Genomic DNA, 15141 nt, shown 5'->3' with positions numbered 1-15141 from the left:
TCCGGGGTTGCGACGGGCCAGCGCTATCACCGGGCGGACGCGAGGGAAACCCCGCCCCGGCGTCAGGTCGAGCGATCGGCGCGATGCGGCGGGTCGTCCTCGTTGGCGGCATGATCCTCTTCGCTGCCCAGACGGCCGATCAACCATTCGGTGTGCTCTTCGCGTTTGCGCATGGCGAACGTGCCGAATTGCTGGATCGCCACCGCAAAGACGCCCAGCCCCAGCAGGATGAACACCGTCGTGCCGATCTTGCCCAGCGCCGTGACCGGAACGAGGTTGCCATAGCCCACCGTCGACAGCGTCACGACGGTGAAGAAATAGCTGTCGAGCCAGCTCCACCCCTCGGCATGGCGGAAGAAGACCGTGCCGCTGGCAATGATGACCGCCAGCGTCGCAAGCAGCGTCACGGCCCGCAGCCGCTTCATTTGGCCGGGTCGGCGCCGTTGCGCAATTCCGCGATCACGCGCGCCCACAATTCGGGAGGCTGGGCGCCGGGCACCGCATGTTGCCCGGCCACGATAAAGGTCGGGACCGAGGTCACGCCCATGCCGCGCGCGGCGGCATCGCGTTCGACGATCTCGCGGCGGTCTTCCTCGGAATCGAGCAGGCGCAAGACGACGGCGGCATCCAGTCCGTTGCTGTCGGCAATATCGGCCAGCGTCTCGCGGTCGCCGATATCGCGCCCGTCGACGAAATAGGCCCGGAACAGCGCCGAGACGATCGGGGTCTGGACCCCTTCGATCCCGGCCCAATGGATCAGGCGGTGTGCGTCGACGGTGTTGGGCGTCACCTCGATCTGGTCGAGATTAAGCGTCAGCCCAGCATGCTTCGCGTGCTCCTCGACCGGCAGATAGGCCTGCACCGCGCCCTCCTTGCCGCCGAACTTGTCCTCCAGATAGGTGCGGCGGTTCATGCCGCCCGCAGGCATCGTCGGATTAAGCATGAAGGGCAACCAGCGGATCGCAAACGGGTGATCGGGGGTCGCCTCAAGCGCGCGGTCGAGATAGGCCTTGCCGATATAGCACCACGGGCAGATCGGGTCGGAAAAGATGTCGAGTTGAATCATTGTGTCCTCTTTCCGCCCCTCATATCAGAGCCGCGCGATCTGTGCGAGACCGTCAGGTAAGGTCTTTCAGCGCCTTGCGCAGGATCTTTCCGTTGGGATTGCGCGGCAAGACGTCGATCCGCACGAAACTGCGCGGGCATTTGTACCGGGCGAGCCGGTCGGCGGCCTGCTGTTTCAGACTGTCCTCGTCGAGATCGGTCTCGGCGGTGTAGAAGGCGGCGATGATGCGCACGTCTTCCTTGATGGCCAGATCGGTGACGGCGATCTCGATGATGCCGGGCAGGGTGGCCAGCGCCGCCTCGACCTCGGCCGGGGACACGCGATAGCCACCCGCGTTCATCATGTCGTCGCTGCGCCCGAGATAGGTGATCTGGTCGTCCTCATCCATTGCGCCTTGATCGCCGGTCAGGAACCAGTCGCCGTCGAATTTCGCCGCCGTGGCCTTGGGCGCGCCGATATAGCCCAGCATCAGGCCAGGATCGTCGCGATGGATGGCGATGGTGCCTTCGACTCCACGCGGCACGGGGGCGCCCTCGGACAGGATCGCAAGGTGCCGCCCGACCTGTGGACGGCCCAGCGTGCCGGGGGCGGAGGCCCACCCCGGCGCATTGGAAATGAAGGTCGAGCATTCCGACATGCCGAAGGCTTCGTAGATTTCGGTGTCGGTGGCTGTGCGCCAGCCCTCGCGGATCGTCTCGGACAGCTTTTCGCCCGCCGCCAGCCCGTGGCGCAGTTTTGGCATGGGCAGGATCGGCGATTTCAGAACCTGTCGGTAGACGCCGGGCGCGGCAGCGAACAGCGTCGCGTCATTGCGTTTGAGCAACAAGGGCAGTTGCCCCGGATCGGTGCCCGCCACCGGGATCAGCGCCGTGGCCCCTTTGGTCCAAGGGTCCATCAACCCGGTGCCCAGCGTGAAGGTCCAGTTGAACGCGCCTGCATGCAGCAAGCGGTCATCGGCGCGCAGCCCGTACCAGTCCTCGAACATCATCTGCCGCGCCCAGATCGCGCGATGGGCATGGCCCACGGCGCGCGGCACGCCGGATGTGCCAGAGGTATAAACGATATAGCCCAGCCGTTCGGGATCGCCCAAATGATAGTCCGCCCCCGGCAGGTCGCGCCAAGCGCGGAACTGTGCGGGCCCGTAAACCGGGATCTCCGTGTCGGGACAGGGGACGTTTTCCGCACGAAGCACGGCCTTTGGTGCAAGATCGTCCAGAATACGGGTCACTTCATGCACGGTCAGCTGCGCCGAACTGGGCACCGGCACCAGCCCCGCCGCTATCGCCCCCAGATAAGCGATCGGGAAATCCACCGTATTGCCGAGCCGCATCAGCACGATGTCACCGGGCTGCAACCCGCTGGACAACAGCCCCGCCGCCGTACCGCGCACGGCGGCAATCAGGCGCGCATAGCTCCAGCGTTCGGCGCCGGTGGGCTTGACCACGGCCAGCGCGATCTTGTCAGGTACGGCCTCGCCCGCCGCCAGCACGTGGGCGGCCATGTTGAAGCGTGAAGGGCAGGGCGCACATCGCCCATGATCAAAGACGGACAGCATGCGCCCGGATTAGGCGCCGCAGCGCCCGCTTGCAAGAGACAGGGCCGCCCCTTATAGCAAACCCCCATGACCACGGACCCGAAATCACTGATCCGCATTGCCCGCGACAGCGGCGAAGAGACCGTCGCAGAGCCGCTTGACCTCGGGCAGCGCGTGCGTGACCTGCGCAAGGAACGCAACTGGACGCTGGAACAGGCGGCGAAGCAGGCCGGTCTGGCCCGGTCCACCTTGTCCAAGATCGAGAACGGCCAGATGTCGCCCACCTATGACGCGCTGAAAAAGCTGGCCGTCGGGCTGGATATCAGCGTGCCGCAGCTGTTCACACCGCCGCAGCAGGACAAGGTCAACGGGCGCATGACCGTGACCCGCGCCGGCGAAGGGCAAAGCCACGCCACGGCCACCTATGAACACGACCTTCTGGCCGAGACCCTGACCCGCAAGAAGATGCTGCCCTATCGTGCCCGCGTGCGCGCCCGCAGCATGGAGGAATTCGACGGCTGGGTACGCCATGACGGCGAGGAATTCCTGTATGTCCTGACCGGGGTCGTGCGGCTCTATACCGAATTCTACGAACCGATCGAGATGAAGCGCGGCGACAGCGCCTATTACGACGCCACGATGGGCCATAACGTGGTCAGCGTCTCGCCCGAGGATGCGACGATCCTGTGGGTGACGTCGCTGGCTTGACCTTCGCAGGTTAAGGGTTTCTTGTCGGCCCGTTGACAAGGAGCCGCCATGCCCGTTCTGACCGCCGCCTTGGGCGGCACCGTCGCTGCCGTTGCCACCACTGCCGGGGCCTTGCCCGCGCTGGTCGGCAAGAGGATGAGCCGCGCCACTTCCGACCTGATGCTGGGCTTTGCCGCGGGCGTGATGCTGTCGGCGGCGTATTTCTCGTTGATCCTGCCGGGGATCGACCGCGCGCAAGAGCAATACGGATCGGTCTGGATCGCCGCCGCCATGGCCGCCATCGGGATCGCGCTTGGCGCGGGCTTTGTCGCGCTGCTCAACGCCAAGATCCCGCATGAACACTTCAAATCCGGGCCAGAGGGCGGGGCCGATCAGGCGACGCTGGCGCGGATCTGGCTGTTCGTCTTTGCCATCACCATCCACAACCTGCCCGAAGGCCTGTCCATCGGCGTGGCTTTTGGCGTCGATCAGGCCAAGGGGCTGTCGGTGATGACGGGCATTTCCCTGCAAGACATCCCCGAGGGGCTGGCCGTGGCCGTGGCCCTGACCGGGCTTGGCTATTCGAAATGGAAAGCGTTGCTGGTCACGGCCCTGACCGGCGCGGTCGAGATCGTCGGCGCGGTGATCGGCGCCTTTGCCATCACCCTCAGCGCGGCGGTTCTGCCCTTGGGACTGACTTTTGCCGCTGGGGCGATGTTGTTCATCATCAGCCACGAGATCGTGCCCGAGACTCACCGCCACGGCCATCAGGATCGGGCAACCGTGGGCTTCATGATCGGGTTGATCCTGATGATGTTTCTGGATGTGACGCTGGGGTGACCTGATGCGCAGTTTTCGCTGGGCCGAGCACCTGATGGCCATGGATGACGCCACATGGGCGCGCCACAGCAATCCGCTTTCGGGGTGGTCCCGGCTGTCGGTGCTGCCGCTCCTGTCGCTTGCCATCTGGTCGCGGGTGTGGATCGGGTGGTGGGCGCTGCTGCCGCTGGCGCTGGTGCTGCTATGGACGTGGATCAACCCGCGCCTGTTCGGCCCGCCCGCCCGCACCGACAACTGGATGTCGCGCGGTGTGCTGGGCGAAAAGCTGTGGCTGGCCCACGCCAAGGACCCTGCCCTGGCCCATCATCGCGCGGTTGTGCGCGTCTTGTCCGGGCTAAGCGGCGTCGGGGCGATGGTCTGGTTGATCGGTCTGGGCCTGCTGAGCCTGCCGCTGACCTTGGCGGGGCTGGTCACGGCCATGTTGTCAAAGCTGTGGCTGTTGGACCGCATGGTCTGGGTCCATCTCGACATGACCGGCGGCGCAACGCAGCCCCGGACGTGACCCGGGGCCGTGTCGCAGGTTCGATCCGAGGTCCCGGGTCACGCCCGGGACCGGCTCAGCGTTCCGGCAACAGCCCCTTGGGCGAGAAGCGCAGCACCAAGAGCAGCACCACCCCCATGGTCAACAGCCGCATGTGCTGGACCGAGTCGAGCAGGTGCGCCTTGAGGCCCGAGCCTTCGGGCAGGCCCATGGTGATGACGTTCATCAAAGCCTGACCCATCGGCTCCACCTGCACCCAGAGGAACCAGATCAGGAAGCCGCCCAGCACCGCGCCAAGGTTGTTGCCCGAGCCGCCGACGATCACCATCACCCAGATCAGGAAGGTGTAGCGCAGCGGCTGGTAGCTCGACGGCGTCAACTGCCCGTCCAGCGTGGTCATCATCGCGCCCGCAATGCCGCAGATCGCCGAGCCGAGGATGAAGACCTGCAAATGCCGGAAGGTCACGTCTTTGCCCATCGCGCGCGAGGACACCTCGTTGTCGCGGATCGCCCGCATCATCCGGCCCCAAGGCGAGTTCAGCGCCAGTTGCGCCAGCACCAGCAGGATCACCAGCACCACCGCAAACAGGATCGAATAGCCGAGCTTCACGTACAGGGTCGAGGCTGTGGTCGGGTCCAATCCCCAGCCCGCAGCCGCCTCGACGAAGCCGGGATCGTTTTGCAGATCGATCTCGTTCGGGACCGGGCGGGGCAGACCGTTGACGTTCTTGACGCCGCGCGACAGCCATTCTTCGTTCTTGAGGATGGCGATGATGATCTCGGAAATGCCCAAGGTCGCAATCGCCAGATAGTCGGACCGCAGGCCCAAGGCCGTCTTTCCGATGATCCACGCAGCCCCCGCCGCCAGCAGGCCACCTACGGGCCAGGCGAGGATCACCGGCAGGCCAAGCCCGCCAAGGAAACCTGTCGCCGCCGGGTTCACCGACTCGATCGCATCGACGCCCGCGTCCCGCACATAGCGGTAGATGACGAAACCGACGATCAGCACGGCGATCATGATCCACGCATTGCGCATCCGCTTCCACACCAGCACCGACGCCGTCACGGTGGCCGCGCCGATCAGCACCGCCACCCATGCCCGGACACCGCCCGCGGCCCACGCCTCGGGCACCGGGGCGACGGAGGTCAGCACCACGGCCAGCCCGCCAAGCGCGACAAAGCCCATGACACCCACGTTGAACAGCCCGGCGATGCCCCATTGCAGGTTCACGCCGAGCGCCATCACCGCGCTCACCAGCCCCATGTTCAGGATCAGCAGCGCCGAGTTCCAGCTTTGGACAAAGCCCGTGCCGACGATCAATACAATGACGACGGCGAACATCACATATGTGCGCAAGGTCAGGCTCATACCGATTTCCCCCTGAACAGTCCGGTGGGTTTGAACAGCAGCACGACCACGAGGATCATGAAGCTGACCGCGAATTTGTAATCGGTCGCCAGAAGCTGCACCAACCCGTCGGGCGCAAGGCTATCGGGCAGCGCATAGCCCAGCACCTTCTTCCACGCATAGGTGATGCCGACCTCGGAAAACGCCACGACAAACCCGCCTGCGATGGCCCCCAAGGGCGAGCCGAGCCCTCCGACGATGGCCGAGGCAAAGATCGGCAGCAGCAACTGGAAATAGGTGAAGGGCTTGTAGGTCTTGTCGAGCCCGTACAGCGTCCCCGCAACCACCACCAGCGCCGCCACGATCAGCCATGTGACCCGCACCACGTGTTCCGGGCTGATGCCCGACAACAGCGCCAGATCCTCGTTGTCGGAAAAGGCGCGCATCGACTTGCCCGTGCGGGTGTTGTTGAGGAACCAGAACAGCGCCGCCACGACGATCACCGCCGTCACCACCGTCAGCCCTTGGGTCGTCTTCAGCGTCAGCCCCTCGTCCAGCCCGGTCATCTCCTTGAAGTCCCGGGCGCGGATGATGAAGCGTTCGCCATCGTCGAACCGCTGCTCATCGGCGCCCAGAATGAACCGCGTGATGCCGTTATAGATGAACATCACCCCGATCGAGACCATGACGAAGATGATCGGCTTGGCCTTCTGCGCGCGGTAGAAACGGTACACAACCCGGTCCGTGCCCAGCATCAGCGCCGCCGTGGCGACGATGCCGAAGGGGATCGCCAAAAGGGCAGTCGGCAGCGGGCCAAGGCTCAGCCCCCAGCTTTGGAACAGCCATGTGAACAGGATCACCGACATCGTGCCAAAGGCCATCGTGTCGCCATGGGCAAAGTTCGAGAAGCGCAGGATGCCGTATACCAGCGTCACCCCCAACGCCCCCAGCGCCAACTGGCTGCCATAGGCGATGCCGGGGATCAGCACGAAATTGGCGAGCGTCACCAATGCGTTTAGAAAGTCCATCGGGTCACTGTTCCTTTGCTGTCACGCGTCTGTTGCGCGTTTCGCATTTGCTTGGTCATTCCGGTCGCATGCACGTGCCGTGATAGGTCACCATGATCAGCGGATCGGCGTAGTGTACGGCGAACTTCGCCTTGCCACCGCCTTCGACCCCCAGCAGATAGACCGCCTCGCTGTCCTCGCCGCCCACAAAGACGGTGCCGCGCATCTGCTTTGCCCCGCCATTTGCCACGCCGGTGTCCAGCAAGAAGGCCGCCGGTCCCGACTCCTCGTCCGGCAGGTCGACATCCATGGAAAAGGCGCTGCCCTGACAGGCTTCGGCCTCGTAACATTCGCTGGTGAAACTGCAGACGAACATGCCAGCCTGCGCGCCCCCCGCCATCAGGGCAAATCCCAGTGCCAAAACGAATTTCATGCGGTCATCCTCCCAGAAAGCTTTTGCGAACCTCTGGATCGGCCAGAAGCTCCTTGCCCGTGCCGGTAAAGGCATTCGCCCCCTGCACCAGAACATACCCCTTGTCGGCGATCTCCAGCGCCTGCCGGGCGTTCTGTTCCACCATCAGGATGGAAATGCCGGTGCGGGCCACCTCGATGATCCGGTCGAACAGCTCGTCCATGACGATGGGGCTGACGCCCGCGGTCGGTTCGTCCAGCATCAGAACCTGCGGCTGGGTCATCAGCGCGCGCCCCACGGCGACCTGCTGACGCTGCCCGCCCGACAATTCGCCCGCAGGCTGGCGGCGCTTTTCCTTGAGGATCGGGAACAAGTCAAAGACCTGTGCCATCGTGTCCCGGAAATCGTCGGTGCGGATGAACGCGCCCATCTCAAGGTTTTCCTCGACCGTCATCGTGGTGAAGATGTTGGAGGTCTGCGGCACGAACCCCATGCCCGCCTTGACCCGGTCCTGCGGGGTCAGTCTGGTGATGTCCTTGCCGTCTAGCCGCACGGCCCCCTGCCGCACGTCCAGCATGCCAAAGACCGCCTTCATCGCGGTGGATTTGCCCGCGCCGTTCGGTCCGACGATCACCGCGATCTCGCCCTTGTCGACGGCGATGGTGCAGTCATGCAGGATGTCCGGCCCCTTGCCATAGCCGCCGGTCATGCTGTCGCCGATCAGGAACGGCCCGCCCGGCGCCTCCGTGACCGGGCCGCTCGCCTTGGTCGTGTCCACCGTGCCCTCGCCGCCGCGCCGGGTGACCGAGGCATCATGGTTGCCCCGGTCGTCCTGATAGGGATTGCCGCTCATCCCACCTGTTCCTTGTTCTTTAGACCGGTGCCCAGATAGGCCTCGATCACCTGTTCGTTGGCCTTGATCTCGGTCAGCGTGCCTTCGGCCAGCTTCTTGCCCTCGGCCATGACGATCACCGGATCGCAGATTTTTCCAATGAAATCCATGTCATGCTCGATCACGCAGAAGGTATAGCCGCGCTCTTTGTTGAGGCGGAGGATCGTGTCGGCGATGGTCATCAACAGCGTGCGGTTCACGCCGGCGCCGACCTCGTCCAGAAACACGATTTTGGCATCGACCATCATGGTGCGCCCGAGTTCCAGCAACTTCTTCTGACCGCCGGAAATGGCCCCGGCCGGGTGATCGGACAGGTGCGAAATCGTCAGGAAATCAAGCACTTCGTCGGCCTTGGCGCGCAGCGCGCGTTCCTCGTCTGCGATGCGCTTGCGGCCAAACCACGTATTCCACAGCTTTTCACCAGACTGCCCGCCGGGCACCATCATCAGGTTCTCGCGGCACGACATCGAGCCGAATTCATGCGCGATCTGAAAGGTGCGCAGCAGCCCCTTGTGGAACAATTCATGCGGCGGCAGACCGGTGATGTCCTCGCCATCCATGAAGACCTGTCCGGAGGTCGGTGGCAACTCGCCCGCTATGACGTTGAAAAGCGTGGTCTTTCCCGCGCCGTTGGGGCCGACGAGCCCGGTGATCGAGCCTTTGGCGATCTCCAGCGAGGCGCCATCGACCGCGCGGAAACCGCCGAAATGGCGGTGCAGGTTCTCTACCCGGATCAAAGGCGACCCTCCTGATGTGACACTTCAACTGCGCCCTTCAAGTTATTGAAACAGCCCGGGAATACACCCGGGCTGCTCTCGAATGTCCAAGCGATTACTTGAACTCGACGGTTTCGTACTTGCCGTCCTTGACGGTGAAGTGACGGTAGGAGCCAGCCGCCTCGCCGGGGCCGATCAGTTCAACGCCGGTTGCGCCGACATAGTCGATCTCGCCGCCATTGGCGAGGATTTCAAAGGCCTTGCCCAGCTCGCCCGGCAGGATCTGCTCGCCCGGAGCGTTGGCGACGTTCAGCACGTTCTCGGCCACGGCCTTGGACGTTGCCTCGCCGCCTGCCATCATCGCCAGCGCGATCAGCGCCGCCGCGTCATAGCTTTCGCGGGTATACGAGCTGTCGGGGTTCAGGCCGCTGTCGGTTGCCAGCTTGTTGAACATGTCGGTGCCTTCGCCCTCGGACCACGGCACGGTGCCGAACGACCCTTCCATATCGGCGCCAAGGTCGGCCAGAAGCTGGTCGCCATACATGCCGTCACCCATGATGTAGGTGTCGAACGCGCCGGTATCGATGGAGGCCTGGATCATGCCCTTGCCGCCTTGGTCGGTATAGCCGAACACGGCCAGCGCCTCGCCACCGGCGGAGGCCAGCGCGCCGATCTCGGCCGAGTAATCGGCCTTGCCGTCCTCGTGCGGGGCGGAGAGGGTCACGGTGCCACCGGCCTCTTCGAACGCCGCCTGGAAGCTGTCGGCCAGACCCTTGCCATAGTCGTTGTTGGTGTAGGTGACGGCGACCTCGGTGATTTCCTTCTCGGTCAGGATCTCGGCCAGAACCTGCCCCTGACGCGCATCGGACGGCGCGGTGCGGAAGAACAGGCCGTTATCCTCGGCGGTGGACAGCGCGGGCGACGTCGCCGAGGGCGAAATCATCGGCACGCCGTTCGGCACGGCCACGTTCGACAGCACGGCACCGGTCACGCCGGAACAGTCGGCGCCCATGATGGCGACGACGCCATCGGTGGTGACCAGACGTTCGGCCGCGGCGGTGGCGGCGGCGGCGTCGATGCAGGTGGAATCGCCACGCACCGGCGACAGCATCACGCCATCGAGGAACTTGCCGCTGTCATTGGCTTCCTTCAGCGCCAGCTCGGCACCGTCGCCCATCATCGGGGTGATCGATTCCAGCGGGCCGGTAAAGCCGAGGATCACGCCAACTTTGGCCTCGGTGCCATGACCGGCAGCAAAGGCCGCGCCAGCGAAAAGGGTGGCCGTGGTGGCCAGAAGCAGCTTTTTCATTTTTGTCTCCCTGGTTCGGAACGTTAACGTTCTCGGGCGAAAGGGTAAGGCCGCGTTACGGAAAAGAAAAGGGGCGTCGATAGGTGGAAACGTTGGGTCAGGCGCTTGCAAGCTGCGGATTTCACCCCAATTCCTGACAAAAAGGAGGTGCCTTCCGTGAAAACAATGTTCGCCGCCCTGAGCCTTGCGTCCATTCCGCTTCTGCCCGTGCAGGCCCAGACGCTCGAATCGAGTCTTGGCCCCTTGCAGGCAACGCCGATCGCGGAGGGTCTGGAAGAGCCGTGGGCCTTTGGGTTCCTGCCCGACGGCAGCGTGCTGATCACCGAACGCGAGGGCCGTCTGCTGGCGGTCCGCGATGGCCAAAGCGTTGAAATCGCGGGCCTGCCCGAGATCGAGGTGGACGGGCAGGGCGGCTTGCTCGACATCTTGGTGCCGCGCGATTTCGCGCAGAGCCGCGAGCTGTTCTTCACCTATGCCAAGGCGCAGTTCTGGCGCAAATCCGGGACCGCCGTCTACCGCGCGCGCCTGTCGGAGGATGGCACGCGGCTGGAGGATGGCGAGACGATCTTTGAAATCGCGCGGGGTACGGGGGGCGGGTTCCACTTTGGTTCGCGGCTGGTCGAGGCGCCCGATGGGCATCTCTTCGTCACGATCGGCGACCGGGGCAACGGCGATCTGGCGCAGGACCTGTCGATGCACAATGGCTCGGTCCTGCGGATCACCCGTGACGGCGATGCGCCCGATGACAACCCGTTTGCCGACCAGCGCGGCGCGCTGCCGGAAATCTGGTCCTGGGGCCATCGCAACCCGCAAGGCGCGGCGCTGGATGGGGCGGGCCAGCTTTGGGTGGCCGAACACGGCGCGCGCGGCGGGGACGAGGTCAACCGGATCGAAAAGGGTGTGAACTATGGCTGGCCGGTCATTTCCTACGGGGTGAACTATGACGGCTCGCAGATCGGACAGGGCACCGAGGCCGATGGCATGGCGCAGCCTGTCCACTACTGGGACCCCAGCATCGCGCCCTCTGGCATGGCCTTCGTCGATGGTGAGATCTTCGCCGACTGGCAGGGCGATGCGCTGGTCGGTTCGTTGAAATTCGACTATATCTCAAGGCTTTCCGGCGATCCGCTGAGCGAGGTTGAACAGATCAAGGGCCCGCAGACAGAGCGCGTGCGCGATGTCGAGATCGGCCCGGACGGGGCGATCTGGTTCCTGTCGGTGCTGAACGGCGCGCTGTATCGGCTGGCCCCGGCGGACGGCACCTAAAGCTGGTAGGTACGGGTCAGTTCGGGTGCCATGAACCTGTCCCAGTCGCGCTGCCATTTGTCCGGCAGCCGCCCCTTGAGCGCGCGGGCAAAGGCGTAGGTCTGCGCGTAGTGGCGCACGCAGTCGCGACGCAGCGCGTCGGGCATCGGGTGGTACTCACCCATATTGGTGGTGAATTCGAAATTCGGGTCGTAGCTGTGCGTGCCGCCCATGAAGCCCGTCATCTCGTCCAGAACCTGTTCCTGCTCCGGGCCGAACAGATCCTCTGTGAAGACGGGCAGGATGCGATCCACCGGAAAGACCTGAAGCAGCGTCATATACAGGCTGGGCAGCAGGTTCAAAGTGGCATTGAACGCATCCGCATGCTCGGCCATGGCGTCAAAGCGGTGCTGGTAGCAGTCCTCGGTGGTCAGATCGGGCGCGAACCGCTTCTTGTGATGCGCGGCACCCGACCATGCGCGGTCGGGCGGGTTGCGCATCAGGATCACGATGCGGGCATCTGGAAAATGCTCCAGCATATCGCGGAACCCCTCGACACCCAGCCCCGCATAGCGCGGCGTCACGTCGACCACGGGCTGGCCGGGGTTGCTCCAACGTTCCAGAAAGGCGCGGAACTCGGCGGTGGTTTGCAGCGCAGCGCGTTCCTTGCGGGCGATTTCCCACGGGCGCAAGGCGCGGCCTTCGGCGGCGGCCTTGTCGCGCACATGACGCCATGCGCGGTCTTGCTTGTCGCCCGCCTTCTGGTCAGTCAGGCCGAACTTGGCGCTGAACCAGTCGTTTTCCTTGATCCAGCCGGTGCCGATTGTGCTGTGGGTCTTGAGATAGCGATAAAGCCACGTTGTCCCGCTGCGCGCCGGCCCGACCACGGCCGTGTAGGGCCCCAGAGCCATGGCTCAGACGGACAGCCGGGAGGCATGCGCGCCGCGTTCGCGATAGGGCGTCGTCTCGTAATGCGCGCGGTAGCATTTCGAGAAATGCGAGGGCGAGGCAAAGCCACAGGCCAAGGCCACGTTGATCACGCTCATATCGGTCTGCATCAGCAGGTTGCGCGCCTTTTGCAGACGCAACTCCATGTAATACCGCTTCGGCGAGCGCGACAGGTAGCGACGGAACAGCCGTTCCAGTTGCCGGGTCGACATGCCGACCTGCTTGGCCAGCGTGGCGGGGCTGATCGGCTCCTCGATATGCTGCTCCATCATCTGGATGACTTGGCTCAGCTTGGGATGGCGCACACCGATGCGGGTCGGCACGGACAGGCGCTGGGTGTCCTGATCGGTGCGGATCGAGCTGTAGATCTGCTGGTCGGCCACGGCGCTGGCCAGTTCCTCGCCATGATCATTGGCGATGACCTGCAGGAAGAGGTCGATCGACGATGTCCCGCCCGCGGTGGTCAGCCGGTTGCCGTCGATGGTGAAGACCGATTTGGTCAAAAGCACCTCTTCGAACTCTTCGGCAAAGCTGTCCTGATTTTCCCAGTGGATGGTCGCCTTCTTGCCGTCCAGCAGCCCGGCCCGGGCAAGGGTATGCGCGGCGGTGCACAGCCCGCCCACGGCGATGCCCTTGCGTGCCTCGCGGCGCAGCCACGAAATGATGCGCTTGGTCGAGGCCGCCTGCACGTCGGCCCCGCCGCACACCACGACCGTGTCGTCGCGATGCAATTCGCCCAGATCGTCATCGAGCTGGAACACCGTCCCGGTCGAACAGCTGATGGTCTGGCCGCCTTCGCCGACCACCATCCATTGATACAGCTTCTTGTTCGACATCCGGTTCGCAAGCCGCAGGCAATCCATGGCTGCGGCAAAGGACAGCAGCGTAAAGTTCTCCAGCAGCAGAAAGACGAACCGTCGCGGCTTGGCTGGGACGGTGTCGATTTCCACGATCTGGCGTTGGGTCGGCGGCAGCATATTCGGGTATCTTTCTCCGGTCTGGTCCCTTTGAAGGGTATCGGATCACATGGTCAGAACTGCCTGTCAGCGTCAAGACATGTCGCGAAAAACCTGTCTGGCCTCGGGCGTTCCTTCACGATATAGAGCCACCGTTAACGCTCACTAGGTCAAATGCGGAGAAGACAGATGACGGAATGGCAGAAATCGAACTGGCGCAGCCTGCCGCGGGTTCAAATGCCGGACTATACGGACGCGTCGGCGCTGAATGCCGTCGAGGCCCAGCTGTCCAAGTATCCGCCGCTGGTTTTTGCCGGCGAGGCGCGCCGCCTGAAATCCCAGCTGGCCGCCGCCGGACGTGGCGAGGCCTTCATGCTTCAGGGCGGCGATTGCGCCGAGGCGTTCGACCAGTTCAGCGCCAACGCGATCCGCGACACGTTCAAGGTCATGCTGCAGATGGCGATGGTCCTGACCTTTGGCGCCAAGGTGCCGGTGGTGAAGGTCGGCCGCATGGCAGGCCAGTTCGCAAAGCCGCGCTCGGCACCGACCGAGGTGATCGACGGGCTGGAGCTGCCCAGCTACCGGGGCGACATCATCAACGATCTCGCCTTCACCCCCGAGGCGCGGATTCCCAATCCGAACAAGATGTTGCAGGCCTATACGCAGGCAGCGGCCACGCTGAACCTGCTGCGCGCCTTCTCGACCGGCGGCTATGCCGACGTGCATCAGGTGCACCAGTGGACCCTTGGCTTCACCGAAGGGGAAAAGGCCGCCAAGTACCGTGACATGTCGAACCGCATCCAAGACGCGCTCGATTTCATCAAGGCGGCGGGTGTGACCGGGGATCAGGCGCATACGCTGCACACGGTGGAATTCTACACCAGCCACGAATCGCTGCTGCTGGAATATGAAGAGGCGCTGTGCCGTCAGGACAGCACCTCCGGCAAGTGGTTGGCAGGCTCGGGTCACATGATCTGGATCGGCGACCGCACCCGCCAGCCCGATGGCGCGCATGTTGAATTCGCGCGCGGCGTGCTGAACCCGGTCGGCCTGAAATGCGGCCCCACCACCACCGCCGAGGATCTCAAGGTGCTGATGGCCAAGCTGAACCCCGCGAACGAAGAGGGCAAGCTGACGCTGATCGCGCGCTTCGGGGCGGGCAAGGTCGCGGAAAACCTGCCGCGCCTGATCAAGGCCGTGCAGGAAGAGGGCGCCAAGGTGACATGGGTCTGCGACCCGATGCATGGCAACACGATCAAGTCCGCCTCGGGCTACAAGACCCGGCCCTTCGACAGCGTGCTGCGCGAGGTTCGCGAATTCTTTGCCGTTCACGAGGCCGAGGGCACCATTCCCGGAGGCGTGCATTTCGAGATGACCGGTCTGGACGTGACCGAATGCACCGGCGGTGTCCGCGAAGTCACCGACGAGGACCTGTCCGACCGCTACCACACCGCCTGCGATCCGCGCTTGAACGCGTCGCAATCGCTTGAACTGGCGTTCCTCGTGGCCGAGGAACTGGTGGCACGCCGCGAACACGCGGCCGCGGTCGCCAACGGTTAAGATCGCACCCAAAGTGTGATTTAACGCCCCGTATCAAATAGATACGGGGCGTTTTTCATTTTTCACATGAAGGCCGGGAAGAAAAAAGCCCGGAACCTATTGGTTCCGGGTCCCAGCCAGACTGGCGTGTTTCGGGCTTC

The 15141-nt window shown here is 64.2% G+C and carries 16 protein-coding genes; 5 read left to right on the top strand and 11 right to left on the bottom strand.

What is annotated here, in order from left to right:
- Positions 1-62 precede the first annotated feature (62 nt).
- Genes D8Z78_RS00235 through D8Z78_RS00225 form a run of 3 tightly spaced genes read right to left on the bottom strand, consistent with a single transcriptional unit; the run spans position 63 to position 2621 of the window.
- Positions 63-425 carry a potassium channel family protein gene (locus D8Z78_RS00235; protein WP_121630060.1) on the bottom strand — a complete coding sequence of 121 codons (363 nt, stop codon included), beginning with the start codon at positions 423-425 and terminating at the stop codon, positions 63-65.
- On the bottom strand, positions 422-1066 hold the full coding sequence (locus D8Z78_RS00230) for a DsbA family oxidoreductase (protein WP_121630061.1): 645 nt from the start codon (positions 1064-1066) through the stop codon (positions 422-424). Before D8Z78_RS00230 ends, D8Z78_RS00235 begins: the two co-directional genes overlap by 4 nt.
- A 52-nt stretch (positions 1067-1118) precedes the next feature.
- Complete coding sequence (locus tag D8Z78_RS00225; protein WP_121630062.1) at positions 1119-2621, bottom strand: class I adenylate-forming enzyme family protein; 1503 nt, start codon at positions 2619-2621, stop codon at positions 1119-1121.
- Positions 2622-2687: 66 nt separating this feature from the next.
- Here D8Z78_RS00225 and D8Z78_RS00220 point away from each other — a divergent pair, with 66 nt between their 5' ends.
- The 3 genes from D8Z78_RS00220 to D8Z78_RS00210 are packed head-to-tail and all read left to right on the top strand — an operon-like array spanning position 2688 to position 4629.
- Complete coding sequence (locus D8Z78_RS00220; RefSeq protein ID WP_121630063.1) at positions 2688-3308, top strand: helix-turn-helix domain-containing protein; 621 nt, start codon at positions 2688-2690, stop codon at positions 3306-3308.
- A gap of 48 nt (positions 3309-3356) precedes the next feature.
- Positions 3357-4127: a ZIP family metal transporter gene (locus D8Z78_RS00215; protein WP_121630064.1), complete on the top strand. Its 771-nt coding sequence runs from the start codon at positions 3357-3359 to the stop codon at positions 4125-4127.
- A 4-nt stretch (positions 4128-4131) separates the two neighbouring features.
- Positions 4132-4629, top strand: coding sequence for a DUF6653 family protein (locus D8Z78_RS00210; RefSeq protein WP_164932848.1), 498 nt, complete (start codon positions 4132-4134; stop codon positions 4627-4629).
- A gap of 55 nt (positions 4630-4684) precedes the next feature.
- Here D8Z78_RS00210 and D8Z78_RS00205 read toward each other — a convergent pair whose 3' ends face one another.
- The 6 genes from D8Z78_RS00205 to D8Z78_RS00180 all read right to left on the bottom strand — a co-directional run bounded on the left by D8Z78_RS00205 (position 4685) and on the right by D8Z78_RS00180 (position 10292).
- Positions 4685-5977: a branched-chain amino acid ABC transporter permease gene (locus D8Z78_RS00205; RefSeq protein WP_206169610.1), complete on the bottom strand. Its 1293-nt coding sequence runs from the start codon at positions 5975-5977 to the stop codon at positions 4685-4687.
- Positions 5974-6984, bottom strand: a complete 1011-nt coding sequence (locus D8Z78_RS00200) for a branched-chain amino acid ABC transporter permease (protein WP_121630065.1) — start codon at positions 6982-6984, stop codon at positions 5974-5976. The genes D8Z78_RS00205 and D8Z78_RS00200 overlap by 4 nt, the downstream gene beginning before the upstream one ends.
- 55 nt (positions 6985-7039) lie before the next feature.
- A complete protein-coding gene (locus tag D8Z78_RS00195) occupies positions 7040-7396 on the bottom strand; it encodes a hypothetical protein (RefSeq protein ID WP_121630066.1) in 357 nt (118 codons plus the stop codon).
- A gap of 4 nt (positions 7397-7400) precedes the next feature.
- On the bottom strand, positions 7401-8228 hold the full coding sequence (locus tag D8Z78_RS00190) for an ABC transporter ATP-binding protein (protein WP_121630067.1): 828 nt from the start codon (positions 8226-8228) through the stop codon (positions 7401-7403).
- A complete protein-coding gene (locus D8Z78_RS00185) occupies positions 8225-9004 on the bottom strand; it encodes an ABC transporter ATP-binding protein (protein ID WP_121630068.1) in 780 nt (259 codons plus the stop codon). The genes D8Z78_RS00190 and D8Z78_RS00185 overlap by 4 nt, the downstream gene beginning before the upstream one ends.
- Before the next feature lie 94 nt (positions 9005-9098).
- Positions 9099-10292, bottom strand: coding sequence for an ABC transporter substrate-binding protein (locus D8Z78_RS00180; RefSeq protein WP_121630069.1), 1194 nt, complete (start codon positions 10290-10292; stop codon positions 9099-9101).
- A 165-nt stretch (positions 10293-10457) separates the two neighbouring features.
- On the opposite strand from D8Z78_RS00180, the gene D8Z78_RS00175 reads away from it, so the two are divergent.
- Entirely contained in the window at positions 10458-11558 is a 1101-nt protein-coding gene (locus tag D8Z78_RS00175; protein WP_121630070.1) for a PQQ-dependent sugar dehydrogenase, read from the top strand.
- Here D8Z78_RS00175 and D8Z78_RS00170 read toward each other — a convergent pair.
- Together D8Z78_RS00170 and D8Z78_RS00165 are read right to left on the bottom strand one after the other, a co-directional pair.
- Positions 11555-12448, bottom strand: coding sequence for a sulfotransferase (locus D8Z78_RS00170; RefSeq protein WP_121630071.1), 894 nt, complete (start codon positions 12446-12448; stop codon positions 11555-11557). The genes D8Z78_RS00175 and D8Z78_RS00170 overlap by 4 nt on opposite strands.
- Before the next feature lie 3 nt (positions 12449-12451).
- Positions 12452-13462: a GlxA family transcriptional regulator gene (locus D8Z78_RS00165; protein ID WP_121630072.1), complete on the bottom strand. Its 1011-nt coding sequence runs from the start codon at positions 13460-13462 to the stop codon at positions 12452-12454.
- A gap of 168 nt (positions 13463-13630) precedes the next feature.
- Here D8Z78_RS00165 and D8Z78_RS00160 point away from each other — a divergent pair, with 168 nt between their 5' ends.
- Complete coding sequence (locus D8Z78_RS00160) at positions 13631-15001, top strand: class II 3-deoxy-7-phosphoheptulonate synthase (RefSeq protein WP_121630073.1); 1371 nt, start codon at positions 13631-13633, stop codon at positions 14999-15001.
- The last annotated feature ends 140 nt before the right edge of the window (positions 15002-15141 follow it).

It is taken from the genome of Tropicibacter alexandrii, assembly GCF_003667315.2.
Classification (GTDB): Bacteria; Pseudomonadota; Alphaproteobacteria; order Rhodobacterales; family Rhodobacteraceae; genus Tropicibacter; species Tropicibacter alexandrii.
Note: the sequence above shows the minus strand (reverse complement) of the source record. Positions and strands in the feature narration are given on the sequence as shown.

Coding starts and splice junctions, on each gene's coding strand:
- D8Z78_RS00190 (WP_121630067.1), bottom strand. CDS start 8,228: ATGAGCGGCAATCCCTATCAGGACGACCGGGGCAACCATGATGCCTCG.
- D8Z78_RS00175 (WP_121630070.1), top strand. CDS start 10,458: ATGTTCGCCGCCCTGAGCCTTGCGTCCATTCCGCTTCTGCCCGTGCAG.
- D8Z78_RS00210 (WP_164932848.1), top strand. CDS start 4,132: ATGCGCAGTTTTCGCTGGGCCGAGCACCTGATGGCCATGGATGACGCC.
- D8Z78_RS00220 (WP_121630063.1), top strand. CDS start 2,688: ATGACCACGGACCCGAAATCACTGATCCGCATTGCCCGCGACAGCGGC.
- D8Z78_RS00195 (WP_121630066.1), bottom strand. CDS start 7,396: ATGAAATTCGTTTTGGCACTGGGATTTGCCCTGATGGCGGGGGGCGCG.
- D8Z78_RS00225 (WP_121630062.1), bottom strand. CDS start 2,621: ATGCTGTCCGTCTTTGATCATGGGCGATGTGCGCCCTGCCCTTCACGC.
- D8Z78_RS00235 (WP_121630060.1), bottom strand. CDS start 425: ATGAAGCGGCTGCGGGCCGTGACGCTGCTTGCGACGCTGGCGGTCATC.
- D8Z78_RS00165 (WP_121630072.1), bottom strand. CDS start 13,462: ATGCTGCCGCCGACCCAACGCCAGATCGTGGAAATCGACACCGTCCCA.
- D8Z78_RS00160 (WP_121630073.1), top strand. CDS start 13,631: ATGACGGAATGGCAGAAATCGAACTGGCGCAGCCTGCCGCGGGTTCAA.
- D8Z78_RS00215 (WP_121630064.1), top strand. CDS start 3,357: ATGCCCGTTCTGACCGCCGCCTTGGGCGGCACCGTCGCTGCCGTTGCC.
- D8Z78_RS00230 (WP_121630061.1), bottom strand. CDS start 1,066: ATGATTCAACTCGACATCTTTTCCGACCCGATCTGCCCGTGGTGCTAT.
- D8Z78_RS00205 (WP_206169610.1), bottom strand. CDS start 5,977: ATGAGCCTGACCTTGCGCACATATGTGATGTTCGCCGTCGTCATTGTA.
- D8Z78_RS00170 (WP_121630071.1), bottom strand. CDS start 12,448: ATGGCTCTGGGGCCCTACACGGCCGTGGTCGGGCCGGCGCGCAGCGGG.
- D8Z78_RS00200 (WP_121630065.1), bottom strand. CDS start 6,984: ATGGACTTTCTAAACGCATTGGTGACGCTCGCCAATTTCGTGCTGATC.
- D8Z78_RS00180 (WP_121630069.1), bottom strand. CDS start 10,292: ATGAAAAAGCTGCTTCTGGCCACCACGGCCACCCTTTTCGCTGGCGCG.